Source organism: Paenibacillus intestini (genome assembly GCF_030803945.1).
In the GTDB taxonomy this organism is placed as follows: Bacteria; Bacillota; Bacilli; order Paenibacillales; family Paenibacillaceae; genus Paenibacillus; species Paenibacillus polysaccharolyticus.
Genome location: NZ_JAURUN010000004.1, coordinates 409,370 through 434,607, shown reverse-complemented (window position 1 = coordinate 434,607; position 25,238 = coordinate 409,370). Strand labels below are relative to the sequence as shown.

The 25,238-nt window shown below is 47.0% G+C and carries 24 protein-coding genes and 1 pseudogene; 23 read left to right on the top strand and 2 right to left on the bottom strand.

All coding sequences use genetic code 11. From position 1 onward, the window contains the following. Positions 1–522 precede the first annotated feature (522 nt). The 7 genes from J2T16_RS15085 to J2T16_RS15055 all read left to right on the top strand — a co-directional run bounded on the left by J2T16_RS15085 (position 523) and on the right by J2T16_RS15055 (position 5,852). Positions 523–987 (top strand): hypothetical protein, encoded by a 465-nt coding sequence (locus J2T16_RS15085; protein ID WP_260510668.1) that lies wholly within the window; start codon positions 523–525, stop codon positions 985–987. Continuing rightward, complete coding sequence (locus J2T16_RS15080) at positions 987–1,433, top strand: hypothetical protein (RefSeq protein ID WP_312027570.1); 447 nt, start codon at positions 987–989, stop codon at positions 1,431–1,433. Before J2T16_RS15085 ends, J2T16_RS15080 begins: the two co-directional genes overlap by 1 nt. A 54-nt stretch (positions 1,434–1,487) precedes the next feature. After that, on the top strand, positions 1,488–2,882 hold the full coding sequence (locus J2T16_RS15075) for a glutathionylspermidine synthase family protein (RefSeq protein ID WP_154984369.1): 1,395 nt from the start codon (positions 1,488–1,490) through the stop codon (positions 2,880–2,882). Beyond that, positions 2,870–3,274: a DUF350 domain-containing protein gene (locus J2T16_RS15070; RefSeq protein ID WP_253499327.1), complete on the top strand. Its 405-nt coding sequence runs from the start codon at positions 2,870–2,872 to the stop codon at positions 3,272–3,274. The genes J2T16_RS15075 and J2T16_RS15070 overlap by 13 nt, the downstream gene beginning before the upstream one ends. Before the next feature lie 113 nt (positions 3,275–3,387). Next, positions 3,388–4,335, top strand: coding sequence for a nucleoside hydrolase (locus J2T16_RS15065; protein WP_221786694.1), 948 nt, complete (start codon positions 3,388–3,390; stop codon positions 4,333–4,335). A 206-nt stretch (positions 4,336–4,541) separates the two neighbouring features. Further along, positions 4,542–4,868: a PadR family transcriptional regulator gene (locus J2T16_RS15060; protein ID WP_090921618.1), complete on the top strand. Its 327-nt coding sequence runs from the start codon at positions 4,542–4,544 to the stop codon at positions 4,866–4,868. 6 nt (positions 4,869–4,874) lie between these two features. Then, positions 4,875–5,852, top strand: coding sequence for a permease prefix domain 1-containing protein (locus J2T16_RS15055; RefSeq protein WP_221786693.1), 978 nt, complete (start codon positions 4,875–4,877; stop codon positions 5,850–5,852). A gap of 123 nt (positions 5,853–5,975) precedes the next feature. Here the strand turns inward: J2T16_RS15055 and J2T16_RS15050 are convergent, their stop codons facing one another. Beyond that, positions 5,976–6,458 carry a heme-degrading domain-containing protein gene (locus J2T16_RS15050; protein ID WP_260510667.1) on the bottom strand — a complete coding sequence of 161 codons (483 nt, stop codon included), beginning with the start codon at positions 6,456–6,458 and terminating at the stop codon, positions 5,976–5,978. A gap of 222 nt (positions 6,459–6,680) precedes the next feature. Between J2T16_RS15050 and lspA the strand changes: the two genes are divergently transcribed. Beyond that, positions 6,681–7,163 (top strand): signal peptidase II, encoded by a 483-nt coding sequence (gene lspA, locus J2T16_RS15045; protein ID WP_090921622.1) that lies wholly within the window; start codon positions 6,681–6,683, stop codon positions 7,161–7,163. A 116-nt stretch (positions 7,164–7,279) separates the two neighbouring features. Here lspA and J2T16_RS15040 read toward each other — a convergent pair whose 3' ends face one another. Continuing rightward, positions 7,280–7,945: a hypothetical protein gene (locus J2T16_RS15040; RefSeq protein WP_499018609.1), complete on the bottom strand. Its 666-nt coding sequence runs from the start codon at positions 7,943–7,945 to the stop codon at positions 7,280–7,282. Between the two features lie 425 nt (positions 7,946–8,370). Here J2T16_RS15040 and J2T16_RS15035 point away from each other — a divergent pair, with 425 nt between their 5' ends. From J2T16_RS15035 to J2T16_RS14965, 15 genes and pseudogenes are all read left to right on the top strand, one after another. Then, on the top strand, positions 8,371–10,137 hold the full coding sequence (locus J2T16_RS15035) for a cache domain-containing sensor histidine kinase (RefSeq protein ID WP_499018608.1): 1,767 nt from the start codon (positions 8,371–8,373) through the stop codon (positions 10,135–10,137). Then, entirely contained in the window at positions 10,127–10,915 is a 789-nt protein-coding gene (locus J2T16_RS15030; protein ID WP_336121665.1) for a response regulator, read from the top strand. Before J2T16_RS15035 ends, J2T16_RS15030 begins: the two co-directional genes overlap by 11 nt. 165 nt (positions 10,916–11,080) lie before the next feature. After that, the gene (locus tag J2T16_RS15025) at positions 11,081–12,418 is read left to right on the top strand and encodes an extracellular solute-binding protein (RefSeq protein WP_221786690.1); all 1,338 of its coding nucleotides are present in this window, start codon (positions 11,081–11,083) and stop codon (positions 12,416–12,418) included. Between the two features lie 62 nt (positions 12,419–12,480). Continuing rightward, positions 12,481–13,362 carry a carbohydrate ABC transporter permease gene (locus J2T16_RS15020; RefSeq protein WP_090921632.1) on the top strand — a complete coding sequence of 294 codons (882 nt, stop codon included), beginning with the start codon at positions 12,481–12,483 and terminating at the stop codon, positions 13,360–13,362. A gap of 37 nt (positions 13,363–13,399) precedes the next feature. Further along, positions 13,400–14,281, top strand: coding sequence for a carbohydrate ABC transporter permease (locus J2T16_RS15015; RefSeq protein ID WP_499018622.1), 882 nt, complete (start codon positions 13,400–13,402; stop codon positions 14,279–14,281). 274 nt (positions 14,282–14,555) lie between these two features. Beyond that, on the top strand, positions 14,556–15,965 hold the full coding sequence (locus J2T16_RS15010) for an MATE family efflux transporter (protein WP_154984382.1): 1,410 nt from the start codon (positions 14,556–14,558) through the stop codon (positions 15,963–15,965). Continuing rightward, positions 15,922–16,077, top strand: a complete 156-nt coding sequence (locus J2T16_RS15005; protein WP_434349253.1) for a hypothetical protein — start codon at positions 15,922–15,924, stop codon at positions 16,075–16,077. The genes J2T16_RS15010 and J2T16_RS15005 overlap by 44 nt, the downstream gene beginning before the upstream one ends. 37 nt (positions 16,078–16,114) lie before the next feature. Further along, the gene (locus J2T16_RS15000; RefSeq protein ID WP_221786759.1) at positions 16,115–17,032 is read left to right on the top strand and encodes a helix-turn-helix transcriptional regulator; all 918 of its coding nucleotides are present in this window, start codon (positions 16,115–16,117) and stop codon (positions 17,030–17,032) included. A gap of 4 nt (positions 17,033–17,036) precedes the next feature. Next, positions 17,037–17,339, top strand: a pseudogene (locus J2T16_RS14995) (Rpn/YhgA-type helix-turn-helix domain-containing protein); the annotation flags it as partial. Positions 17,340–17,608: 269 nt separating this feature from the next. Further along, entirely contained in the window at positions 17,609–18,322 is a 714-nt protein-coding gene (locus J2T16_RS14990) for a response regulator transcription factor (RefSeq protein ID WP_499018606.1), read from the top strand. Continuing rightward, positions 18,319–19,836: a sensor histidine kinase gene (locus J2T16_RS14985; RefSeq protein WP_499018605.1), complete on the top strand. Its 1,518-nt coding sequence runs from the start codon at positions 18,319–18,321 to the stop codon at positions 19,834–19,836. The genes J2T16_RS14990 and J2T16_RS14985 overlap by 4 nt, the downstream gene beginning before the upstream one ends. Before the next feature lie 62 nt (positions 19,837–19,898). After that, the gene (locus tag J2T16_RS14980) at positions 19,899–21,008 is read left to right on the top strand and encodes a TolB family protein (RefSeq protein ID WP_336121668.1); all 1,110 of its coding nucleotides are present in this window, start codon (positions 19,899–19,901) and stop codon (positions 21,006–21,008) included. A gap of 255 nt (positions 21,009–21,263) precedes the next feature. Further along, positions 21,264–22,151, top strand: a complete 888-nt coding sequence (gene trhO / locus J2T16_RS14975) for an oxygen-dependent tRNA uridine(34) hydroxylase TrhO (protein ID WP_090921769.1) — start codon at positions 21,264–21,266, stop codon at positions 22,149–22,151. Between the two features lie 21 nt (positions 22,152–22,172). After that, positions 22,173–22,817, top strand: a complete 645-nt coding sequence (locus tag J2T16_RS14970) for a helix-turn-helix transcriptional regulator (RefSeq protein ID WP_336121669.1) — start codon at positions 22,173–22,175, stop codon at positions 22,815–22,817. Positions 22,818–23,091: 274 nt separating this feature from the next. Beyond that, positions 23,092–25,110, top strand: coding sequence for a methyl-accepting chemotaxis protein (locus J2T16_RS14965; RefSeq protein WP_221786678.1), 2,019 nt, complete (start codon positions 23,092–23,094; stop codon positions 25,108–25,110). Positions 25,111–25,238 lie beyond the last annotated feature (128 nt).

Genomic DNA, 25,238 nt, shown 5'->3' with positions numbered 1-25,238 from the left:
GCATCTAAATCGTCTTTTCATGAACACTCTCCTCATTTCATTTAGTGTATCTGAGGTAGCTTCGAGTGTCCAATTGGATTAGGGGGCTTTAAAGCTCCTGATCGTTAGAATTTGGAAAGGTTGTTTTTCCGCCAAATAAGCTCTGTGGTGATCGTTAGCGCATGAGCGGGGGATAAAATTAGGAAAGTATGGAGTTAGGTTGTTAGGTAAGTAAGGGAGTATAGGAAGTAAGGAAGTAAGGAAGTAAGGAAGTTAGGGAAGGGAGGTAGATCAGTAGCTAAACATGTAAGGCATGTTAGGTAGGCAGGCAGGTAGATAAGTGGATAAGTAGGTAAAGTAAGTCTGGTGTGTGGGCTGGAGCATAGTTAAAAGAGCACCATAAATTAAATGTGTTTCTTTTTACATGTCTCGGCGAATAGTGTAACTTTTTTCCTCCTCATGCGTTTAATACGTTTGTGTATATTGAATCGGCTCACCTACGAGCTTGCAGATTGGGAGGGAATCACCATCTATTATTCATTGATGTATCGCAGTTGGTCGGAGGATAAACAGGCAGAAACGGGCGTGCTTGAGCAGGCTTCAGTGACGCGGGATGAACTGTTTATGCGTAAGCTGGTGGATGCTACCCTGATGAAAAACAAACTATGGGCCCATCTGTCCAATGAGTGTCAGGATCGGCGGGATCACGCCATTTATGTGACTGCGTATGACCAGCAGATGCCGGAAGGGCACGGTGCTGCTATTGCGGAATCAGCGCTGGGCAGGTGTAAAATGTCTTCCATGTACAGCCCGGAATATATGCTGTGGAATGGACGTTCCTTTGAGGAACTGGAGCTTGCGGAATCCTCGGGTTACACCATGGAACTGGCCGAACAGCTGCTGGATCACTACATGGTACTCGAAGGCAAGACGTACGAGTTTTTGTACTCCGTGCTCGATGCGGATCGGAAGAAAGTACTGTTTTTCATGAAAGAGGTGGATCTGTAATGAAGGAAGAAGAGGTGCAAAAACCTGTATCCGGGCAAGTGTCCAGAAACGTCATCGGGGATGAAATTGCATTCACGTTAGAGTCTAGTTCTGAGACTGTAGTAGCATCTAGCAAAGCATTAGAATCAGAATCATCATCTATTTTAGGCTCTGAAATAGGCTTTGAACCACACTCTACTCCAAGCGCCAAACCAGGCTCCAAAGCGAAACTGGTTGCATTCTCGCTGATGCTGGCTGTGCCTGCGGTGCTTGCGGGATGTGGCAGTAGCAATGACGAATGTGATCCCGAATATGATACAGGCTGTGAGTACGACTCCAGCAGCGGTCATTACTATTACGGCGGATCTTCTTATCGCGGAAGCAAAGACGGCAGTAGCTCTTATAAAAGCTCAACCAAATCCAAATCGAGCGGCTTTGGCAGCTTTTTCCGAAGTTCGGGAGGTTAATGACATCATGAAGCAGGCAAATATTCTCCGCATCATCCGGGGGAGGTCGGTGGGATGAGGGAAATGTACTCATTGCCGTTCAGTCATGAGGATATTTTCTCAGGTAAGGCTGGCGAGCAGATCCCCTATCATCGTATGTACGGCAAACAGTACTGTGTGCCCGCATTGACGGTTTATACACCGGAAGAACTGAAAGAGCTACACACTGCGGCGGAGGCGGTGGACGCGATTTACGGAAAAGTGATGCGTTTTATTCAGCGATATATGCCAGATTCGTTTCTGGAGCATGCACTTGGCATACATCCGGGGCTGATTCCGGCAGCGCGTATGGAGGCTGTTACAGGCGGAATCACTCGTCAAGACTGGATTATTGGCGAAGCTGGTTTGAAATGTATTGAAAATAACACCGACACGCCCACAGGTATTCCTGAATCGGCGGCACTTGAACACATTTTGATCGGACGGACAGAAGACCAGGCATGGACTGCACCCTCTGTGCATATGGATGCACGTATCCGAGATTGCTTCCGATCGTGGTTATCCTTTTATGCTGAGCAAGGGTTGCAGGGGCCAGTCACATTCACCTCTTACGGTGAGCATGTCGAGGATCGTACGAATACCACCTACCTGATGGAACGCTGCCGTGAGGCTGGATATGAGGTGTTATATGCTCCGCTGGAGGAGCTTGAGATTGTGCCGGGAGAAGCGCTGTATCATCAGGGCCGCGAGATTCAATTGTTATATCGGTTGTATCCGCTGGAATACCTGATTGGGGATCGGGACGAAACGACCGGTGTGGACATTGGCGCAGCTTTGATTGAACTGGTACGAGAAGCACAGCTTGGCCTGATGAATCCTGTCCAGCATGTGCTGATGCAAAGCAAAGGTTTTATGGCTGCCATCTGGTCGCTGTACGAGCGGAATGAGCAGACGCCAGAGTACTGTGGATTTACGCTTTTTGACGAGGCAGAGTTGGACGTGATTTCACGGTATTTGCTGCCGACCTACTTCACCGCGGAGCCGTTTGAGCAGAGCGATGCACCTTACGTAGCCAAGAGCTATTGGGGGCGCGAGGGCCGGGGGACTATTTTGCTGGATCATCAAGCAGATTCTCTTTCTAAATTGAAAAAACAACCGGAGTCAGACACCACGGGGGACATCCCTGCAGTCTTGAATAAGGATGATGACGAGGACGAAGAGGTCACTGCTTATTATGAAAACCAGCCTAAGGTATATCAGCAGCTCATGCCGATGGAACAGGCTGTCATTCAGACAGAAGACGGCGAGTATAGTGGTTATTTGCTGACAGGAGTATTTGTAATCGGTGGACGTTTTGCCGGAATGTTGCCCAGGGTCGGGGAGAAGGTAACCGGAGATATGGCGTATTATTGCGCAGCCGCTGTACGTAAACCAATGAATGATGAGGAGGAGAAGGAATGGAAAAGCTAGGGTTAAACCTCGTGAATGTTGCGGTGGGGATCGGCATTCTGTTAGTGGTGTTGATTGTGGGGTATTTTGCATTTAGCAAATTGACCCGGTATAACGACAGTGAGGAGATCGCCAAAGGCAACGAGGCGGCAGGTATGTACATGGGCAGCAAGCTGCTGGGTCTGTGTATTATTGTGGGTATGGTGTCGTTCTCAACGCATGCATGGCTGGATATGCTTCTGTGGTCGGGACTGGGTATCCTTATTCTGTGTCTGGTCTATATTATATTTGATTTCCTGATCCCGAAAATGCGAGTGTGTGACGAGATTGCACGTGGTAATATGGCGGTAGCACAGTTGTTACGCTCCGTGATCATCGGCGTTTCCATCGTCATTGGTACGTTTTTGATGTAAAATAAACCCTGACGTTTCGCGTAGATATGTCCGTTGAATAAGTATAGTGATATAAACGAGGGTCGTTTGGCGGATATAAAACGAATACTATACAGAAAAAGGAGCGCGGCAACATGAGAAGAGTCATCATTGATACCGATACAGCAGGAGACGATACGATTGCGATCCTGACAGCATTGCATCATTTTCAGGTGGAAGGCATTACGATAACCGGAGGGAACGTACAGTTTGACCAAGAGGTTGAAAATGCACTGTACACCGTGCAGGTTGCCGGACACGGCGGCAAGGTTCCGGTATATAAAGGCTGCGAGCGTCCACTTATGGCCTATGGTCAGGCTCAGCATCGTACGGTAGAAGATGTGCATGGCGATGACGGTATGGGCGGCGCGCATTTCCCCAAGGCGGATCAACGTCCCGAGAGCGGGCATGCGGTTGATTTTATTATCGAGAAGGTTCACGCACATCCTGGGGAGATTGAACTGCTGGCGATTGCGCCGCTAACGAACATCGCGATGGCGATTCAGAAGGACCCAACGATTATCCCTGAGATTGCTCATCTATATATCATGGGTGGAACGAACAATGCACTGGGCAATATCACACCGGCGGCGGAGTATAACTTTTACGTAGACCCTGAGGCAGCCAAAATTGTACTGCATGCAGGCATCCCTATTACGATGGTTGGCTGGGAGATGTGTACTCAATATTCCGTTATGGATGATAACGATCATGCAGAGATTGCAGCACTCCGTACCTCGGGTTCCGATTTCTTCATTGCAATCAATAAAGTGGTCATGCAATTCAACAAATCGGTACATAAATTGAACGGAACAACCCATCCTGATACCCTGTTAATGGTGGTTGCCGCAGAAGAGTCACTCATGACGAAGTCGGGTCATTATTACGTCGACGTAGAAGCGGCAGGGGAATTGACACGCGGATACAGCGTGGTGGATATCAACGGACGTTTTGGTAAAGCGCCAAATGTACGTGTCTGTGAAGCAATTGATCGTCCGAAGTTCAAGTCCATGCTGCTGGATGTGCTGACTGCCATTCAGTAACCGCATCGTTAAACGCAGAGCAGGAGAAACGTTTGTAAATGGTTTACATAATATGCGTAGACTAGGTTACATCTATTAAATCCGTACCTCTAACCAGGTGCGGATTTTTATTTTGCCTATTTTAACTAAACTACTTCATCTGTCGTAGTAACTGTGCTATACTCAAACTACTACGACAGATGAAGTAATGAGGGGGAATACCTTTTGTGATTAGCAGTGACGTAATACGGGGGTATAATGATACGCTGATCCTCTACATGTTGCTTGAAGGAGAATCGTACGGATACGAGATTTCCAAGAACATCAGGCAACTGACCGATGAGAAGTATGTCATGAAGGAGACTACACTCTATTCGGCCTTTACCCGCTTGGAGAAAAACGGATATATTGAATCTTTTTATCAGGATGAAAGTCTGGGCAAACGCCGCACGTATTACCGGATCACGCCAGCTGGCCTGGACTATTACAGAGAAAAATGCGAGGAATGGAAGGTTACGCAAGAGGTCGTTAATCTGTTTATCAGGGAGCTGTGATCGGACATGGAGACAATAATGGTATATCTGGACAATATGTTTGCGGGATTGCCGAGAAGTCCTGAGGTGGAGCGCATGAAACAGGAGCTTCTTTCGGGTATGGAAGATAAGTATCTGGAGTTAAAACAGGAGGGCAGATCAGAGAATGAGGCCGTTGGCATTGTGATCTCTGAGTTTGGCAACATCGAAGAATTGATGGAAGAGCTCGGAATTCAGACTGAAGATGCTGCGGAAACCTATCCAGTGCTGACCGAAGAAGAGGTTCAGGCCTATCTCGCGGCTAAGCGAAGTGCAGGCTTCTGGACGGGGCTGGGCGTGTGGCTGTCCTCGGCGGGAATAGCTTTTCTCATATTAATGGATACGCTGTTCGAGAGCTTAGGATCTTCATCAGATCAAGGTACGTTCGGCATTGGCTCTGTAATTGGCATGAGTGGTATGTTTGTGCTGGTGGCTGTTGCCGTGGGTATGTTCATCTATAGCGGTATGAAGCTAGGACGGTTTGAGTATATGGAGAAAGGGTTCCAGCTCCCTCGTTCCCTGATGATGACTATTCAGCGTAGAAGGGCAAGCTTTGCACTCACATATCGTGTGGCTCTTATTACGGGCGTGTGTCTGTGCATCCTGTCTCCTGTTTTCATCTTTGCAGGGGCCTATGTGAATGATACGTATGCGGCTTACGGTGTGTCGGCTCTCTTGGCTACAGCGGGGATCGGTGTGTTTTTGTTTGTCTATTACGGTAATATTCAGGGCTCCTATACGACGTTGCTTGAGGATCAGCATCTGAATGCAGCCAAGAGAGAAGAGGCACGAGCAGTGCGAGCCGTTGAGGCTGTGGTTTGGCCACTCGCGACGGCGTTCTTCCTCTTTACCGGTTTCGTCTACCAGCGCTGGGATATTAACTGGGCGATTTTCCCGATTGTCGGCATTCTCTCCGGCAGCTTTAGCAATGTATATCACATGATGAAAAATAAAAAGCCATCCTGATTCCTTAACTGTGTTCTGGATCGAAAAAGTTAAAAATACTAAACCCGCCTTATTCAATCATATAAGGCGGGTTTCCACATGCACAACGTTCCAGGACACGCAGTTATGAGTATGGAGTATGTGCTACCCCTCTAAAAATGAGCGAATGCCTGTGGTGACGAGATCATGATCTTCCTCATCAGGCAGACCCGAAATTGTGATTGTCCCCACTTGCCCTTCCTCTTTTAGGATCAGTGGAAATGCACCACCAGCCAGTACATAATCGGAGTCAGATAGTTGGTAATCTTGCTCCAATATTTTATTTTCGCTCCGTAGTCGTAAGGCCGTATGCCAGGAGCTGGAGCCGAAGTGGTTGACCACGTTATTTTTGCGCCGAATCCAGTTTTCGTTATCGGGGTGGGTGCCTTCCATCGCATGCAAAAAGAGACGGTGTCCCTTTAGCGTAATATCAATGGTCACCGCTTGTGAGCGGCGTTTCGCTTCCTGAACTAGATACAGGCCGAGTTGTAGTGCTGTTTCGGAGTTGAATGTATCCCATACCAGTTCCTGTTCTTCCTGCTGCATCTGTGCAAGTCTTGCAGTGATTTCGGGATTAATCGGATTCAAATGAAAGACATCTCCTTCGTATGTGTGATGAAGCTCTACATTCGACGCAGGACGGGGCTCTACCTGCCCGTAGTGAATTGCACACTTTATCGAATGTTAGAAGAGACTTAAGATCGGATCATTTGGAGACGTTATAACCGCTGTGGTAGAGTAAGAAGAACGTTATAATGATTTTTCTGCAATTGAACATAAAGAGCGGCTTAGGCAGGCAGGGGGAAAACGATGTTGTTTTATTTTATCGCGTTGCTGGTTACGCTTGTAGATCAGGGTACTAAAATTGCAGTTCGGATGTATATGGAGGTTGGCGAAGTGATGCGGCTTGGGGATTCAGGGATGCAGCTGCAACATTACGAAAATAGCGGTATGGCCGGAAGCATGTTTCAAGGGAATGCACGTTTATTCGGGGTCATTGCTGTGCTGTTTATCGTAGGTATGCTCTATTATCGGCGTAAAGGTGAGATACGGGGATTCTGGATGCAGGCCGGGGCAGGTTTCATGGTCGGCGGTGCACTCGGCAACGCCATAGATCGCTTTGTTTATGCTCGTGTGACGGACTTTCTGGTGTTTCCGTCGGGACGGGGCATTTTAAACCTGGCGGATGTGGCAATTAACATTGGTGTAGTGATGATCATCATCGGCATGCTGATTCGTGCATATCAGAGGTATCGGGAGAAACGTCTACGTAATGCGCTGCCTAAAGGGTAACATTGATGGATATAAGCAATGATTGGTGACGAATGTTCTAATGTATGGTTGCAAAAGAGCCGAAGCAGAGGTTAGTCCTGTTTCGGCTCTTTGTTATGGCGACTTTTAAAAGGGATTTAGTCATTCAATTTAGATAATTCTGCATCAAGATCGGCTAGTTTTGCAGACGAGGTGGTCAGATCCTTTTGTATGTATAGCCGGGTCATTATTGCCTCCTCGTTTGACAATTGAGCGAAATTTTCATTGATATATTTTTTATAAATGGCTGTATTTAATTGAACGATTTCATTTGCAAGTTTTAGACTCTTATCTAAGCTAGCAGTTACAACTAAGTCAGAAGCTGGTTCTTTTTGCAAAAGAAGTTTTTCAAACATAGCTTTGCTTGAATTAAAGTAGATAAAACCAGGAAGATAATTAAGAGTAATAGGTTCATTCTTGTCCAGAGAAAAAGCCTCTTTCCCATCAGGAGAGTTATAGATCAGCACATAGTTTGCATATTGAATCTGATTTTGATTTAACTGTTCATAGCTCTTGTATAACAATAATAATTCCTCTTTACTAATCTTCTTTTTATCTATAGCGCTCTGCAAAGTTGACAAGATTGAATCTGAAGTGGAAAGAATGCTGCGTTCGTAATCTGACAGCACCTGACTGTATTGTTGATTTAAATAATCTTTTAGTCTTCCATTACTTGAACTATACCCAACAACATTTGCAATTAGAGAGGCTACAAGAGCAAGAGCTAATATAATGATAAGATTTTTTGGGCTCATTTTTTTCATAAGTTAAGGTTCTCCTTAGAAAATTAGGTATTTGATTTCGTTTTGTCATATTGTCTATCATAATGGAATATTTCATAATATTATATATAATTACATATTAAGGAGTTTCAAGGGGTGGAGCTTCCGTTGCTCCATGTTCTTCTCTTATCATGTTCTAATCTATTGAAAATCAGTTGAAATCCATTGATCCCCAAACAAAACTATGTTATTTTGAATGAGATAATTTAATGGTTAAACAAAGTTGATCCGCTAAGAGGAAAAGAAACATAAGAGAGTTTAATTTTTCGGCTATTTTGCAAGCGCTTCAATATAACCTTAACAGAATAACGTAGATGAATCCGGCATCGAGTGTATTCCCGTTATGTAACATACGGGCGTGAGATGGTGGTTTCTTTTACATGCAGAAAGAGGAGGACGTCTAGATAGTGCAGCGGAAAACAAGGCATTTTAACTCGCTTCGTAATCAGATCTTTGTCGGTTTTGTAATGGTCATGCTCATAGTCCTGCTGCTCGCAGGCATCACAGCCTATGACCGTGTAGCGGTTTTGTTGAAAAACAATGCCGAGAAGCATATCCACCAGACCGCGGTACAGGCCAGTGGCAGGTTGGATGCACTGATTGCACAGGTGAATTCCCTGACCGCTCAGGTTGCAGATGATGCTTACGTGCAACGTCTGCTGAATGAAGAGAAGCGAGGGCAGAAGGCGAGTTTTAATCAGCGGCAGGCGCTACTGCAGATTGCAGGTAGTTACCAATCCTTCATTAATGGTGCGCAGAGCATGGAAATCTACACGACAGATTATAGCCGTATCTTTCCGATGGATGATCGTTCATTAAGTCATAGGCTGGAGCGGAACTGGATTGTCAAAGCGGATGAGGGTAAGGGTCGACTGGTGTGGGCTGGCTCCGATCCCGACGATCCGAGCATTCTTCTGGCTGTTCGGCGAATCAGTCTGCTGGAACGTTCCTTTGAGCACGGGGGATACGTGGTTGTACGTATGCAACGCAGTTTTTTTCAACTGAATGATTCGGTTGGGGCAGACGGCTCCCAGGATTCAATCATGCTGCTGGACGGTGACGGTGAAGTGGTGACCTCTAATTTGGATGTGCATCTCGATCCTCAGGCAGTGATGAACAGTGAATCGGTTGTTCAGAATGGCAAAGAATCTTATATCGTGGTGAAGCAACGATCTGAGTTAACCGGCTGGACACTGGCTGTACTGACACCACTACGAGAAACTACCGAAGGAGTGTCAATCCTGAGAACGGCATTGCTTGTATCGGGAATTATCGGCGTTGTGCTTTTCTTAGTCATGTCCTTTTTCCTCTCCACGATGATTACCCGTCCGTTGATTCGACTGATGCGGGCGATGCGCGGGGCACAACCGGGGGCAATGAGACCTAACCTCATGGTGAGTTCTACCTTAGAAATCAATGAACTGAATGACGTGTATAACCAGATGGTGTACAGGCAGAATGAATTGACGCAGGTGGTACATGAGAAAGAAGTCATGCAGTCCCGGGCTGAGATGAAGGCGCTACAATCCCAGATCAACCCTCATTTTTTGTTCAATACTTTAGAGGCATTCTACTGGTCGTTGGAGGAAAAAGGAGAGGAGGAGATGGCACGTATGGTTATCGCGATGTCTCGGTTATTTCGCTACATAATCTCCAGCCCCCATCAGGATGAATGGGTTACGCTGGCGGGCGAGCTTGAACATGTAGAACGGTATCTGAACATTATGCAGATGCGGCTGGGTGACAGGATGCAGTGGGAGATCAGGTTGAGTGAAGAGTTGCGAAGCGTACCCATGCCTAAGCTGCTAATTCAGCCGCTTGTGGAAAATGCCGTTCTGTACGGCATCGAAAATACGTTAAAACCTGGAATGGTAAAGATCAGCGTACAACCTTCATCGATAACAGATATCGTGTGTGTGGAGGTGCGCGATAATGGGCCAGGAATAAACGAGGAACGTCTTCAGGACATTAAACAGGCACTAAATGGTGGTGAGCCTGTGGTTCCCGGAAGAGGAGCAGGTGTGGGGTTGATTAATGTACACCAACGTCTCGGGCTTTATTTTGGCGATCGGCTCGCTGAGCAGGCCAAACTTACGGTCGAGAGCGAAGTTGGAGCAGGAACAGTGATCCGATTCAACATTCCGAGGGGAACGGAGGCTACACATGATTCATGAAAAAACGATCCTGATTGTGGACGACGAACCGCGTACAAGAGAAGGCATACGTAAAACACTTGAAGCATGGTCTGCCGGGAAGAACCGGATTCAGACAGTGGCGAGTGGCGTGGAGGCCAGAGAGTGGCTTGCAAGCCAACCGGCTGACCTGTTGATTACGGATGTACGCATGCCAGAGTTGTCTGGCTTGTCTCTCGTGGAGGCTATTCAACATTTTCCTAGCAAACCAGCGGTGCTGATCATGTCGGGATACGCAGATTTCAATTATGCGCAGCAAGCGATTAAGCTGGGTGTGGTGGATTACTTGCTCAAGCCGATTGATAAAGAGCAGCTGCTTCAGACGGTACAGAAGGCACTTCTTCTTCATGAGCAGCAACGACGTATCCAAGCGATGCAAGACATCGTTGACCCGAAGCTGGTAGACATCCGGGAACGGAGAGAGCAACAGGATAATACACCGATTGGAGAAGCTTTGGCATACATTGAGACACATCTGGGTGAACCGATGACGATGCGTGAGCTTGCCGATTCCCTGCACTTGAATTCCAGTTATTTCAGTGTGCTGTTCAAAGAACAGGTCGGGCTGAATTTCAGCGAATATCTCATGCGCAAACGGGTACAGCGAGCAAAGGAGTTGTTAGTGCAGACGAACCTGCCCATCTCCGAAATTGCGGAGAGAGTAGGCTATCAGACCGATAAATATTTTATCAAAGTATTCAAAAGCCTGGAGGACATCAGTCCGAGTAAATATCGTCACTCTGTGAACGAAAAGGATTAACAGATGGAATTAAGCAGAGTTCACTCTTTCAACAAAAAGGGAATGAATACTCAAAATAGTGGAGTTTTTCCAAATCATTCTACCCTTATAGGCGGATGATGCCCATGCTACACTTTTATTAAAGCGGTTACAAAAACCGAAATTCCACTATTGGGGGTTGGAAATATGAAAAGAAAGACACTGGCTATGATCCTGTCATGGACGCTGATTCTGGCTGTCATTTTGTCTGGATGCAACAATGCAGGTTCCGGGGCGGGCAAGGATTCCGGTAGTAATGCAGGCGGCGGTGACAGTGGTGGAGATGGCAAGGTTACTCTGAAATTCATGCATCTATGGCCTGCAGGCAGCTCGGCGCAACAGAACAAGCTGGTCAACGATATTATCCAGCAGTATCAGACCGATAACCCAAATGTGACGATCAAGCAGGAAGTGCTGGAGAATGAACAATACAAAAACAAACTGAAAATTCTGTCTGCTTCCAATGAACTTCCCGATGTGGGCGTAACCTGGGCTGCGGGATTCCTGGAGCCTTATGTGAAGGGTAACCTGTTTGCACCACTCGATGATTTGCTTAAAGGGGATCTGGGCGAAAAGTTTATCGCCGGAACGACCGAGGCTTACGCGGTAGACGGTAAAACGTATGCACTGCCGATTGAGCTGAATATCTCTCCTATTTATTACAATAAAGCGATATTTGAAAAATATAATTTGCAGACACCAGCCACCTATGATGAATTCCTGAACGTGGTGAAGACGCTGACCGATAACGGTGAAGTGCCGATTGCACTGGGGAACAAGGACCGCTGGACGGGTTCACTCTGGTACATGTACCTGGCGAATCGTGTAGGCGGGGATGCATTGGAGAAAGCCATTAACGGCTCCGGTAAGTTTGATGATCCGGCACTGACACAGGCTGCGGCTGAAGTGCAGAAGCTGGTGGATATGAATGCATTCAACAAAGGTTTTAACGGCTTGTCCAACGATGAGGGCAAATCCGAATTCATGAATGAAAAAGCGGCTATGTATCTGATGGGAACGTGGGAATTGCCAAACTTTACAACGAACCCGGACATTCCGCAGGACTTCAAGGATAAGGTTGGATTTTTCAAATTCCCGACGATTGACGGCGGCAAAGGCGACATTAACAGCTGGGTAGGCGGACCGGGCGTAGGATTGTTTGCGGCTCAGAACTCAAAAGTGAAGGACGAAGCACAGAAATTCATTCAATACTTTGTGGAAAAATGGGGCGAAAGCTCGGTGACTGAAGCTGGAGTCATTCCAGCAACTAAAGTGGATACTGCTGCTGTACAGCTGCCACAACTATACATCGATCTGCTGAACGAGCTGAATCAGGCGAGTAGCCTGACCCTCTTTGCAGATGTGCAGATGAAACCGGCTGCCGCTCAGGCGCATCTGGACATGATTCAGGCACTGTTTGGTAAAGCAGTAACACCGGAAGACTTTGTGAAGAATCATCAGGCTGCGATCGACAAAGGCAACTGATGTAGACCTCACCGACACGTACACCATATGAATGTTTGAACGCTTGAAGGGAGGAATACGTCTTGGACAAAGTCATGTCGAACCGCCTGGTGGCTGCGCTGTACGTGCTTCCTGCGCTGCTCCTGCTCCTGGTTCTGGTCTACATCCCCATTGTACTTACGGGCTATTACGGTTTGATGCAATGGGATGGAATTGGGGCAATGACGTTTATAGGTTTGGATAACTACGCCAGATTGCTTCAGGACAGTACGTTCTGGCAGAGCGCCAATCATACCTTTTTATTAGCCTTGTTCTCTGCGCTGAGTCTCATCGGTTATCTGATGATTGCACTCGTGCTGTCAGGCAAGATCAAGGGTGCAAACTTTTTTCGCAAAATATATCTGATTCCAATGTTGCTGTCATCCGTTGCGATTGCCCAGTTATGGCTGAAGATCTACCACCCCAGCAACGGTGTGTTAAATAGCTTTCTGGAAGCCATCGGATTTAGCAATCCGCCAGCCTGGCTGGCGGAGCCATCACTCGTGCTGTATGCATTGTTCGTTCCGATTCTGTGGCAGTATGCAGGCTTCTATATTTTGATCTATTATGCGGCACTCAAAAATATCCCGGAATCACTCATCGAGGCTGCGCGTATTGATGGTGCAAACCCGTGGCAGATTGCTTTCCGGATTAAGCTGCCGCTCATTACGGAAGTGATTAAAGTGACCGTGGTGCTCGCCGTGGTTGGCTCACTGAAATATTTTGACCTCATCTATGTCATGACAGATGGCGGTCCGAATGGCTCCAGTGAAGTCATGGCCTCCTACATGTATCGTCAGGCGTTTCGCAGTTTTGACTTTGGATACGGCAGTGCGGTAGGTTTCTTCCTGCTTCTCATCTGTCTGGTTGTGACATGGTTACTGCGTAAGGCAACCGCATCCAAAGATACAATTCAATATTCCTGACGCTTACTTACAATGAAAGGAGGTCATCCCGTTGAAGATGGAACCGGCTGTTCGGTTACCCGTTGGCCCGGAGACAGGTCATAGCCCGGTATGGGCGAGAAGGATTGGATACGTCCTGTTATATGTGCTTCTGTCTCTGGTGGCTTTGCTTCAGATTTTGCCTTTAGTGTGGTTGCTGTTATTTTCACTGAAAAATAATCAGGAAGTATTCGACATGGCTCCTTTTGCGCTCCCGGCTATGCCGCGTTGGGAGAACTATGTCAAGGTGTGGACGGAAGGCAATATCAGCTTATATTTTTTCAACAGTGTATGGATTACGGTCGTTTCAGTGGTGTTCACGGTGCTGTTTGCAAGTCTCGTCACCTTTGCGATCACACGCATGCGCTGGAAGGGACGTTCACTGGTGCTGGGACTGTTCATGGTGGGTCTGATGATCCCGGTACATTCCACGCTGATTCCGCTGTTCAGTCTGTTTCTGAAGTTGAATCTCACCGATCATCCGTTATCGGTCATTCTCTCTTACATTGCATTTAATATGCCGATTACGATTATGATTCTGCTGGGATTCTATTATGCGCTTCCGAGAGAGGTAGAAGAGGCCGCTGTGATGGATGGCTGCTCGGTGAACCGCATCTTCTTCCGCATTGTACTGCCTATGACGGCTTCGGTCATTGCAACAACCGCGATCATTAACATGATCTATGACTGGAATGAATTTATTTTTGTGAATACCTTCATCAGTTCGGATGCATACAAAACGCTGACCGTCGGGGTTCAAAACTTTATCGGGCAGTATACAACCGATTGGGGAGCCATTGGTGCAACGTTGATGATCAGCATTTTGCCGATTCTGATTGCGTTCCTGGTGTTGAGTGAACGAATTGTCGAAGGGATTGCGGCTGGTTCGGTCAAAGGCTAATTGCTTGCCAGTGCTTCCACTGATTATAAACGTAAGAGAATATAGCCCTCCCACTAATCGCTTAATACGCGTGCTGGGAGGGTTTTGTTATGTCCTGGGGGCATCATCGAGCGCCACTCGAAAGGAGTAGCGAGACGTGTTTTATGAAAACGATATAATTCCTATTTCTGGAATTTCAAAAAACTTTCAATTATTTTCGCAAAACTACTGCATTTTCAAACCACCTGTGCTAACATACCCTATGAATTAAAGCAAACGTTGGAAAGGTGAGAAAATGACAGCAATATCCTCGACCAAAGAGTCTCTCCGTTCAGATGCCCAGGATCTGAAGCTGATTCGGTTAACCTGGCCTATATTCCTGGAACTCTTCTTGTTTATGTTGATGGGGAGCGTGGATACGCTCATGCTTAGCTCGGTATCGGATAATGCCGTCTCCGGGGTGGGTGCAGCCAACCAGATTATTTCCATTGCGATTCTTGTACTCGAAGTCATTGGACATGGCGCTGCGATTGTTGTAGCCCAATATATCGGTTCGAAAAAGCTGACAGAAGCAGCTCAGGTTACGGGTAATGCCATCACGCTTAATCTAGCGGTTGGATTGATTCTTAGTGTGATCTTCCTGGTGTTTGGCGGACACTTGCTGTCGCTTTTGAATATACAAGGTGAAATTTACGATTATGCTCGTTCCTATATCAGCATTGTCGGGGGCGGAATTTTCTTGCAGGCCCTCATTAATGCACTGGCGGCAACGATTCGTACACATGGTTATACCAAGGAAACGATGTATGTGTCCGTATTTATGAACGTCATCCACGTGATTGGTAACTATGCTCTGATCTTTGGACATTTCGGCTTGCCGAAGCTGGGTGTGGAAGGGGCAGCGATCTCGACGGTAGGTAGCCGTTTCGTCTGCTTGTTGATCTTTTTCTGGCTCTTGTATCGTGTAAGCGAGGTTCGTGTCGATTTTGAATATTACATTAAATTGTCCAAAAATTTTATTGGCAAAATTCTGCGCATTGGTATTCCTTCTGCGATGGAATCGATGGTGTATCACTCCTGCCAGCTCGTATTCACGCTGTACGTGACCTATTTGGGCGCGGAAGCGATGGCAACCAAACAATATGCAGGTAACATTTCGAGCTACATTTATCTGTTCAGTATGGCGATCGGCATGGGAACATCTATCATCGTTGGCCGGCTTGTCGGTGCTCGGCGCAAGGATGATGCATACAAACGTGTATTCGACAGTGTAAAATGGGCGCTTCTGGCGACCGTTGTGATTGACGTGATCATTATCATTTTCCGCGTGCCACTGATGAGCATCTTTACGGAAAATCCGGAGATTATCAGGCTCGGCGCACAGGTGTTGCTGCTCAGTCTGGTGCTTGAAACCGGGCGTACGTGTAATATCGTCATTATCGGTTCCCTGCGTGCTGCAGGGGATGCGAAATTCCCGGTATACATGGGCCTGATCTCTATGGTATGCATGAGTCTGCCTCTTGGCTATCTGCTGGTTTTCCAGTTGAACATGGGGCTGGCAGGTGTGTGGCTTGCCATTGCTGCGGATGAATGGACACGTGCGGTTATTATGTACTTCCGCTGGAAGAGCCGTGCGTGGGAGAAACACGAGCTTGTAGAGCATGAAGAAGAAGAGACTGGTGTACAGCCGGTTCCAGCAGTCTGATCAGGCTGTACTTGGCCGAGAAGCACATTATTTAAATGAGAGTTATGAAGAGTCGGTTAGGGACATGGTTGTTCCTAACCGACTCTTCTTTTTTTATTTTCCGCAAAAATGATCAAAACGGCTCCTTCGTGAACACGTATAGTAAAGATATGGAAGGGGGACATCTTCAATTGAGTCGATATCAGGAGATGATTCAGGACAGCTTGTTCTACATCGAGAACCATCTGCATGAAGAGATTGGGCTGGAAGACGTGGCTTCCAAGGCGGCATTATCGCCTTATCATTATCACCGGGTATTCCGGGATGAGGTGGGCATGACGGTGGTTGATTACATTCGCCATCGGCGGATGAGTCTGGCATCCACCGCGCTGCGTTCTACGGATGCAGGGATTCTGGACATATCGCTGGCCTGCGGATTCGAAAGTCAGGAAGCGTTTACTCGGGCTTTTCGCAAAATATATGGGATGCCACCTGGGCGGTTTCGCAAATTATTTGATCTTAAACTATTTACTGGGAAAACCAGAGGAGGAGAAATAGAGATGAATACTACAACGGCAATCAAAGGTTGGATGTTAACAGGGAGTCACCCGCAAAACTATGAGATGGGACTTGATCCCGCCGAGGTACATCAAGGAAAGGCCTCAGGGTATTTGAAGGCCGTTACACCGATGGAACCAAATGAATTTGCTACGATGATGCAGCAGTTCAGGGCAGATAAATATTTGGGTAAACGGATGAAGTTGACGGGATTTGTTAAAACGGATCGTGTAGAAGCATTCTGCGGACTATGGATGCGTGTGGATAATCAGGTGCAGGATGTGCTGCAGTTTGATAACATGCATGACCGGCCGATCTCAGGTACACAGCCATGGAATCAGTACAGCATTGTACTGGATGTACCAGCAGAGAGTGCAGTTATTTCATTTGGGGTGATTCTGAACGGAAAAGGAAAGGTCTGGGTGGACAGCTTCCGCTTCGAAGAGGTGGATCTAAACACACCTGTGACGCATATGGAGACGGAATATGAGATGTCGGACGAGCCGTTAAATTTGTCGTTTGAGGAATAAGAAATCAAATTGGGAGGTGCTGGCCATGAATGAACCGATGTTGAAGAAAGCGATGGATACGCTGGAATTTCTGAGTCATGATGCCGCTACCCGTATGGCGTATGATGCCCGTATGAAGGCTCTGAGTGATGAAAAGTCGATGATTGAGGGGGCGCGGGCAGAAGGGACGGCCAAAGGCAGGCTGGAAGGTTTACGAGAAGGTAAACAAGAGATGGCCCGTGAGCTGTTAGCCCTTGGAGTGGACATGTCCACTATCGTGAAGGCCTCCTGTCTTTCCGAAGAGGAAATCCGTAAGTTGCTACCTTAGCAATAGGTACCAACAAAGATGATTAGCGTTTAAATATTATCAGTCAATTTCACATCGTTACAGTCCACATGTAATAGAGAAATTTTGAGCCAATCCAGCGGTGGAACGGCTCTTTTTGCCGTCTTTGGGGTATAAAAGAAGAAGAGCAACGTACCTGCTGCGAGGTATCCATAGGGTAATGAAAACGACCAAAGTTTCATGGCGTAATGATCGCGATCTTGATAACATAAACGCATAAACCAATGACACAGATAAAGAGGATGAATCCGATGAATAGAAAAGTGCTTGTTGTGGATGATGAATCCAGCATCGTCAGTGCCATTGCGTACGCACTGCGGCGTGAAGGATATGAAGTAGAGACAGCGAATGATGGCGAAGAGGCCTTGGAGAAGGTGGCTTTGTTCCATCCTCAAGTCATGATTCTGGATGTGATGATGCCCAAACTGGACGGATATGGCGTCTGCCGCAGGCTGGAAGATCGGGAGGATATCGGCATTATTTTGCTCACCGTCAAGAACGAACTGGTGGATAAAATTGTCGGTCTTGAAATGGGCGCAGACGATTATATGACCAAACCGTTCGAAATCCGCGAATTGCTCGCCCGCGTGAAGGCACTGATGCGTCGGGTAGAGAAAAGCAGTACCCCACCGCAGGACGACTCCAAGAGCCAAGCAATTGTCAATGGAACCCTGCGTATTCATGTTGCTCATCGCACTGTGACGGTGGGTGAAGAGAAGCTGGATTTAACGCCCAAGGAGTTCGACCTGCTGACCATTCTGATGTCCAATCCGGAACGGGTGTACACACGGGATGATTTGCTGGATCGAGTGTGGGGCATGGAGTACGCAGGGGGGACACGGACGGTAGATATTCACATCCAGCGTTTGCGCAAAAAAATCGGAGATACCGATCAGCAAATGCTGCAAACGGTATACGGTATTGGGTACAAGGCAACTGCTCCTGAAGCAGGCGGAACGGTATGAGAGTCAGCATCAAGCTAAAATTCAGCGTGTTTCTGGCCGCATTGCTCATCCTCACGGTGGTTGTGCTTAGTTCCCTCGTACTCCGAGGCATTGAGCTTAATCAGCAATCACAGGTAGAGCGTACTCTCGCGCAACAGACGCGTCTCATTAATCTGAATGTGCGCCAGGCGTATTATACGGAGGCCATTCGTCAGGAGCCGGAACAGTTCCTGCAGCAAAATGGACGTAGATTGGCGCAAGCTCTCTCTGACTCAACAGGCCTGCCAATTGCACTATATGACATGAGTGGCAAACAAGTGGGAGCTTCTTTTGCGCCAAGTGAGAATGAACTCGTTCAGGAGACTCTGAATTACGCATTGAAGAATAAAATTGCCTATCACGAGCAGGGAGAGACATTGCTTTATGCCGCTCCGCTGGACGGCCCGGAGGGACAGATTGGTGCCATCTGGATTCAATATTCCGTGCAGAGTTATCAGGATTTCTATGCCCGGATTCAACAATTGTTCCTATGGGCAGGCATCACGGTGGTTGCGCTTAGTTTCATTCTAGGTTATCTGTTCTACAACCGTTTTGCTGTAGCGATTACCCGATTGAAGAAATCAGCAGCCTCCATTCAAGAAGGGAACTATATTACCGAATCCCCGGTCAAACGTAAGGATGAACTAGGCGATTTGGGACAAGGGATTTATTATATGAGCACGTCTATTCAACAAAACATTGCAGCCATGCATGCCGAGCAGCAGAAGCTGCAACTGGCAATCGAGAAGTTACAAGCATTGGAGCAGCAGCAGAAGCAATATATCGGCAACATTAGCCATGAGTTCAAGACACCACTGACATCCATCAAGGCGTATGTGGAACTGCTGAACATGTACAAGGATGATCCACAACTGCTGGACGATGCGACGAATAATATCGGGAAAGAAACCGAACGATTATATGAAATGGTAGAGAAGGTGCTACACCTGTCTGCGCTTGAAAAGTACGATTTCGAGAATCAGGCGGAGGATGTGGAAATCAGGGCATTGCTTGTGGACGCTTGCGGACGAATGCGAGGCAAGGTTGAAAAGTTTGCACTGAACATGGAGCTCGATCTGGTGCCTGCCGTCATTCACAGTGACCGGGAGAGTCTGATGCACATTTTCATCAATCTGCTGGACAATGCGATCAAATATAACGTTGCTGGAGGCATCATTCGAGTGGAGAATGAGCGGCGTACAGAGGAACATCAGGCGGTTATTCGCATCTATAACTCAGGTATGCCGATCCCTGAAGAGGCACGCGAGAAGATCTTTGAACCTTTTTACACCGTCAATAAGGACAGAGCTCGCAAAACAGGCGGAACCGGACTTGGTCTATCCCTCGTAAAACAGTTTGTTGAAAAACAGGGCGGAACGATTACGTTACTACCAAGTGATCCAGCGCATCAAGAAGGCGTGACATTTCAACTTGTATTCCCGCTTGTAGATCAAGACATAGATACAAGTTTACAAGTTGGAAACAAGTCTGAATAACTTTGGAAGTATGCCAGCTTTATGATAGGTGTATAGCATAAGTAACCGAGGGGGATCACGACATGATGAGATGGATGAAAGTGACGTTTGGAGCACTGGGGGCAGCTGCGTTATTGACCACTGTTGCCTGTGGAAGCACCACAGAGCCGTCAGGCAATATACAAGGTGCAAAAACAGGTACAGATATTACGGTCAAAGATAACACGAACACGTCCGTTTACCAGAATTTCAAACTTGAGAAAATAGATAAATTACCTAATATGCGCGGAATCGCTTGGTTGAGCGAGAGCTCGATTGTGACGGATAAAGAAAACACGTCCATGAAACCTGTTAGTGTAGAGGGAGAGGAACGTTATCCGCACAACCTGTACATGTATGATCTGACGAAAGGCACAGATACACCGCTTATAGAGAGCGAGGTTAACCTGGGAGCACCGCAGGTATCGCCGGATGGACAGCATCTGTTCTACTGGCAGACGGAGGAAGCGACAGGCTGGCCTTTCATTCTGAACCTGAAGAGCGGAGAAGTGGTTGCTGCGGGTAAAGAGGATGGATTTGTTCAGGAAGGTGCCTGGCTGGATAATGAACATGTTGTTTTTTCCAATATGAAAGGAGATCTGATCTCGGCTGCACTGGACGGCACCACTAAAGTATTGGTAGAGACAGGTAACTTTAACGTGCGCAGTATCAAGGTGTCGGGCAACATGATCTACTACATTACGGGAGAGGACGGTCAACTGAACACCTATGATACGAAGACGGGCGAAGCCAAACAGGTGCTCAAAAGCGTGGAGTGGGTTATCCCTTCGAACGACGGAACGAGGCTTGCGATTGTAAAAAGAACAGCGGATACCAAACGGGCGCTGGTGCTCACCGATCTGGAAGGCAATGAGAAGGCCACACTCGCCAGAGGCACGCAGATTTTTGGCACAAGCTGGTCGGGTGATGACTCCAAGATCGCTTACACGATTAATTCCGATAAGGATAACGAAAAAGGATTGTTTGTTTCCAACACGGAATCGGCAGAGCAATTCCAGATCTCCGCAGAGATGGACAATGTGGCTGATTCGTTAGCCTGGAGCCCACAGGGGAACAAAATTTTGCTGTCACAATCCGTGATGGAGAATGAAAAATATCACTTTGTGACCTCGATCATTACGATTTCGGAATAGTTGCCCAATCAAAGGATAGTGGCGGCATGGAAGGCGTGTTCCATATCTTTCATGCCTTTCTATACATTTATATTGACTAAGTCCTTGCGCTTCCGATAAACTAGTATGCAGGAATATAAAGTCGAATGGTTAGACAGCAGTTCGAGACGATGTTTCGGGCGGCTGTTTCTTTTCTTTTTCTGCAAGTCAGGGTGCAATGTAGGTGGCTCGCCGGAGGAACCGGCCAACAACATGGAAGAGGAACAGGTGATATACATGTGTAACAGCGCGTATCGCGTGCTTTTATATTATAAGTTCGTGAAGATCGAAGACCCCGAGACGTTTACGCAGGAGCATCTGCAATACTGCAAGGACCTAGGGGTGAAAGGCCGTATTCTGATTGCTTCCGAAGGCATCAACGGCACAGTATCAGGAACGCCGGAGCAGACAGAGCAATATATGAAGGACATGCATGCCAATCCGCTGTTCAAGGATATGGTGTTTAAGATTGATGATGTGGAAGAGCATGCGTTCAAAAAAATCTTTGTGCGTCACAAAGCAGAGCTGGTAACATTCCGCGTAGACGATGAACTTGATCCGAATGAGATCAGCGGTAAACGCCTCTCGCCGAAGGAATTCCACGAGCATTTGCAACGGGATGACGTTATCGTCATTGATGGACGTAATGATTATGAGTATGAGATCGGCCATTTCCGTGGCGCCATTCGCCCGGATGTTGAATCATTCCGTGAATTCCCGGAATGGATTCGGGAGAATCTCGGTGATATGAAGGACAAAACAATCATTACGTACTGCACAGGCGGTATCCGCTGTGAGAAGCTGACAGGGTTTATGATCAAGGAAGGTTTCCAGGATGTTGCCCAACTGGAAGGCGGAATTGTAACTTACGGGAAAGACCCTGAGGTGCAGGGGCGCCTGTTTGATGGAAAATGTTATGTATTTGACGAGCGGATTTCCGTACCGATCAACCGTACCGATGAGGATATTGTTATCGCCAGCTGTTATCACTGTGGTACGACACATGACCGATATATTAATTGTCCGACCTGCAACCTGCAGCATGTCTGCTGTGAGGATTGCGAAGAGACGCATAACCGCTTTTGCTCGGATGCTTGCCGGGAGGCAGCGCCCGTACAGGCATAAGCAGGAGAGCAGGTGCTGAACATGAAGCGTGAAGAAGAACGTACAACGCGTGAACGGATTCTGTTCATGCTGAAGCAGCAAGGAACGATGACGGCTCGTGAAATCACGGCGGAGCTAGGGCTGACCGGAATGGCGATTCGTCGCCATCTGACAGCACTGGAGCAGGAAGGATGGATCGAGGTGCGTGAGGCTCGTGCAACAGCAGGGCGTCCCTCCTCGGTATATCATCTGACGGATCGCGGAGACAATTATTTCCCGAAATCGTACTCTTCTCTAACGCTGGAACTGCTTGATGAACTGTCTGATACGGCCGGCAGTGGAGTCGTGGATGCCCTTTTTGAAGGTCGCCGTGACAAGTTGCTTCGCAGCGGCTTGCCGCAGATGGAGGGGCATGACCTTGCCGGACGTGTCGAGGAACTGGCGCGAATCCAGAATGCCAACGGGTATATGGCTGATGCATCTATCGAAGAAGATGGTACGTATGTCATTACCGAGCTGAACTGCCCAATCGTGCAGGTTGCGAGTGTGTACAAGCAGGCTTGTCGTTGTGAGCTGGAGCTATTTCGATCCTTATTGCAAGCGGACGTCGAGCGCACTGAATGTTATGCTGATGGCGGCAAGAAGTGCAAGTACCAGATTCGTGAAGTATCGGGGAAGTTATCATAGCCGGTCATTTATAAGATTGTTTCGAATTGTCGAAGCAGTCTTTTTTTTTATCTAAAAAACACTTGTACATAGTTTTTATACACGTTTATTCGCTCTGATATGAATAAACACACCCATATCTCATTATGAACATATGTGAGTTAAAGTCCTTGTTATCTGAATTTTTTATCCAAAAATTTTTTAAGAAACGGTATTTTTCGGATTAAAAACAATCGTGATTATACCGATATATATCATATAAAAATTATAGCTTCTAAAAAAAAGGGGATAGGTCATGGCTCGGAAAAAATCAGGTTTTCTTCGTTCAATACTCACATTTTGTTCATTAAGGCAAACGGCAGGACAAATCATGCTGTCTTCACTAATCATCGTTATTGTCTGTGTTGCGGTCCTTTCGGTTACCTTCTATGTTCCTACATCGAATCAAGTCAAAAGCTATTCAACGAAACAGCTCGTATTAGATACGAAATTGCTGGCCAAAGAAATGGATATCAAAATGAAAGAGCAACAAACCGTCGTTAGAATGATTGCAGAGCAAGGTGCGTCAATTGGGGACAATAAAGAGCAACAGATGCAATTTCTCTCCAGTTTAAAAGAACAACATCCGGAGTTTACTACGGTTCTCTATTCACCGGATGTAACAGGACAGTTTGCGATGGACGCGACAGGTAAAGAATATGACTTATCGAGCCGGCCTTATGTAAAAGAAATTCAGGCGGGTCGTCCGTATGTCTCTGAACCGTTGATTTCTGTAGTAGATAATAAACTTGGCGTTGCCATTGGGTCGCCGATTATGAAAGATGGTCAACCGGTTGGTTTCTATACAGCTGGATATCAGATTAATGAATTGGTCGAAGATGTAATTGCATTTAAGCACGGCAACACGGGACAAGCAGTGTTGACGACAGCGAGTGGAATCTTTATCTATTCTCCAGATGAGACGAAGATTATGAATAGTAATATTACGGATATGGGCAACACCCATATGAATGAAGCATTTGCTGAAGCGGTAAAAGGCAATTATCTTGCATTTGATTTTCAAATAGATGGTGTTAAAAGATTGGGATACATGACTCAAACAGAACTGAACTGGGTTGTTGTTACATATATGGATGAGAGTGAATTTTCAAAACCGGTTAATGATCTGCTCGTACTTGTACTAACTGTAGGAATCATCATCGTTGCGGCAGCATTGTTACTCAGTATTTTAATCGCGACAAAAATTGTAAAGCCCATTCGTCAACTCACACACGGGATTGATCTACTGGCACAAGGCGATCTGACGTATCGCATTCCTGTAAAAGGGAAAACGGATATTAGCGCAGCCTTGCATTCATTTAATAGATCTAGTGAGCAACTACATCAGTTGATGACGAATGTTTCGGATCTATCCGGACAATTAACCGATTCTGCCAAACAGCTAGCCGTAGGTGCTGAGCAAGGTTCCAATGCATCACAGAGCATTACGGAGGCTATTATGGTGGTTGCCGAGGGCTCGGAGCGTCAAACGTCGAGCGTACAAGATGGTAGCGATGTAGCGGAAAATATTGCGATGCAGATTAATGGCGTCGCAGAACATAGCTCTCATGTATCCACCGTTGCTTCGGAAGCGAATGTACTCGCAACGGATGGATCTACAGCGATGCATGATCTGGGTAGGAAGATGGATGAGATGGAGTATGGAATTCGTGAGTTGTCCGGTACGATTCAAAACCTCAGCAGTTTGTCCACCTCTATTGGTGAGGTTGTAGGTGTAATCAGCAACATCGCCCGGCAAACGAATATCCTCTCTCTGAATGCGGCAATAGAAGCATCACGTTCTGGTGAGGCTGGCCGAGGATTTGCCGTCGTGGCCGATGAAGTTCGTAATCTTGCCGGACAGTCGATTGCATCCGCAGAGCAAATTGCTGGATTTATTGGGCGCATTCAGGTGGAGATTGAGCGTACACTTCGTGCTTCTGAGCAGACCGTTGAGCAGGCTGCTCAAGGCAAACAGGCGGGCGAAGTGGCAAGTGAGCTGTTTACGAATATTCGCTCGTCCGTGGAACAGGTCGCAGATAGTATCCGTAGTGTAACAGCGGCGGCAGAGGAGATTGTCTCTGGAACGGGAAGCCTGGTGGGCTCTATTCGCCTCATTGCTGATTCGGCTAGCGAGACAGCAGCAGAGACTGAAAATGTCTCCGCAGCGGCACAGCAACAAATGGCTTCTATGGAGGAAGTCGCTTCCTCATCAGCGGAACTTGCTAATATGTCAGAGCAACTGAGGTCACAGATTGAGAAGTTTAAATTGTAGATCGGTATAACGTATTAGATCGATGCTTATGGATTAAAGTAGATATAAAAATGAGGCAACCCGTTATTTGGGGTTGTCTTTTTTTGATAATGTAAAGTTTTCTATCACGTATTCGGGTAAAACAAAAA

Excerpts from the sequence above, each read along its gene's own strand:
- J2T16_RS15085 (WP_260510668.1), top strand. The coding sequence starts at position 523 with ATGTATCGCAGTTGGTCGGAGGATAAACAGGCAGAAACGGGCGTGCTT.
- J2T16_RS15080 (WP_312027570.1), top strand. The coding sequence starts at position 987 with ATGAAGGAAGAAGAGGTGCAAAAACCTGTATCCGGGCAAGTGTCCAGA.
- J2T16_RS15075 (WP_154984369.1), top strand. The coding sequence starts at position 1,488 with ATGAGGGAAATGTACTCATTGCCGTTCAGTCATGAGGATATTTTCTCA.
- J2T16_RS15070 (WP_253499327.1), top strand. The coding sequence starts at position 2,870 with ATGGAAAAGCTAGGGTTAAACCTCGTGAATGTTGCGGTGGGGATCGGC.
- J2T16_RS15065 (WP_221786694.1), top strand. The coding sequence starts at position 3,388 with ATGAGAAGAGTCATCATTGATACCGATACAGCAGGAGACGATACGATT.
- J2T16_RS15055 (WP_221786693.1), top strand. The coding sequence starts at position 4,875 with ATGGAGACAATAATGGTATATCTGGACAATATGTTTGCGGGATTGCCG.
- lspA (WP_090921622.1), top strand. The coding sequence starts at position 6,681 with ATGTTGTTTTATTTTATCGCGTTGCTGGTTACGCTTGTAGATCAGGGT.
- J2T16_RS15040 (WP_499018609.1), bottom strand. The coding sequence starts at position 7,945 with ATGAAAAAAATGAGCCCAAAAAATCTTATCATTATATTAGCTCTTGCT.
- J2T16_RS15030 (WP_336121665.1), top strand. The coding sequence starts at position 10,127 with ATGATTCATGAAAAAACGATCCTGATTGTGGACGACGAACCGCGTACA.
- J2T16_RS15025 (WP_221786690.1), top strand. The coding sequence starts at position 11,081 with ATGAAAAGAAAGACACTGGCTATGATCCTGTCATGGACGCTGATTCTG.
- J2T16_RS15015 (WP_499018622.1), top strand. The coding sequence starts at position 13,400 with ATGGAACCGGCTGTTCGGTTACCCGTTGGCCCGGAGACAGGTCATAGC.
- J2T16_RS15010 (WP_154984382.1), top strand. The coding sequence starts at position 14,556 with ATGACAGCAATATCCTCGACCAAAGAGTCTCTCCGTTCAGATGCCCAG.
- J2T16_RS15005 (WP_434349253.1), top strand. The coding sequence starts at position 15,922 with ATGAAGAAGAAGAGACTGGTGTACAGCCGGTTCCAGCAGTCTGATCAG.
- J2T16_RS15000 (WP_221786759.1), top strand. The coding sequence starts at position 16,115 with ATGGAAGGGGGACATCTTCAATTGAGTCGATATCAGGAGATGATTCAG.
- J2T16_RS14990 (WP_499018606.1), top strand. The coding sequence starts at position 17,609 with ATGAATAGAAAAGTGCTTGTTGTGGATGATGAATCCAGCATCGTCAGT.
- J2T16_RS14985 (WP_499018605.1), top strand. The coding sequence starts at position 18,319 with ATGAGAGTCAGCATCAAGCTAAAATTCAGCGTGTTTCTGGCCGCATTG.
- J2T16_RS14980 (WP_336121668.1), top strand. The coding sequence starts at position 19,899 with ATGATGAGATGGATGAAAGTGACGTTTGGAGCACTGGGGGCAGCTGCG.
- trhO (WP_090921769.1), top strand. The coding sequence starts at position 21,264 with ATGTGTAACAGCGCGTATCGCGTGCTTTTATATTATAAGTTCGTGAAG.
- J2T16_RS14970 (WP_336121669.1), top strand. The coding sequence starts at position 22,173 with ATGAAGCGTGAAGAAGAACGTACAACGCGTGAACGGATTCTGTTCATG.
- J2T16_RS14965 (WP_221786678.1), top strand. The coding sequence starts at position 23,092 with ATGGCTCGGAAAAAATCAGGTTTTCTTCGTTCAATACTCACATTTTGT.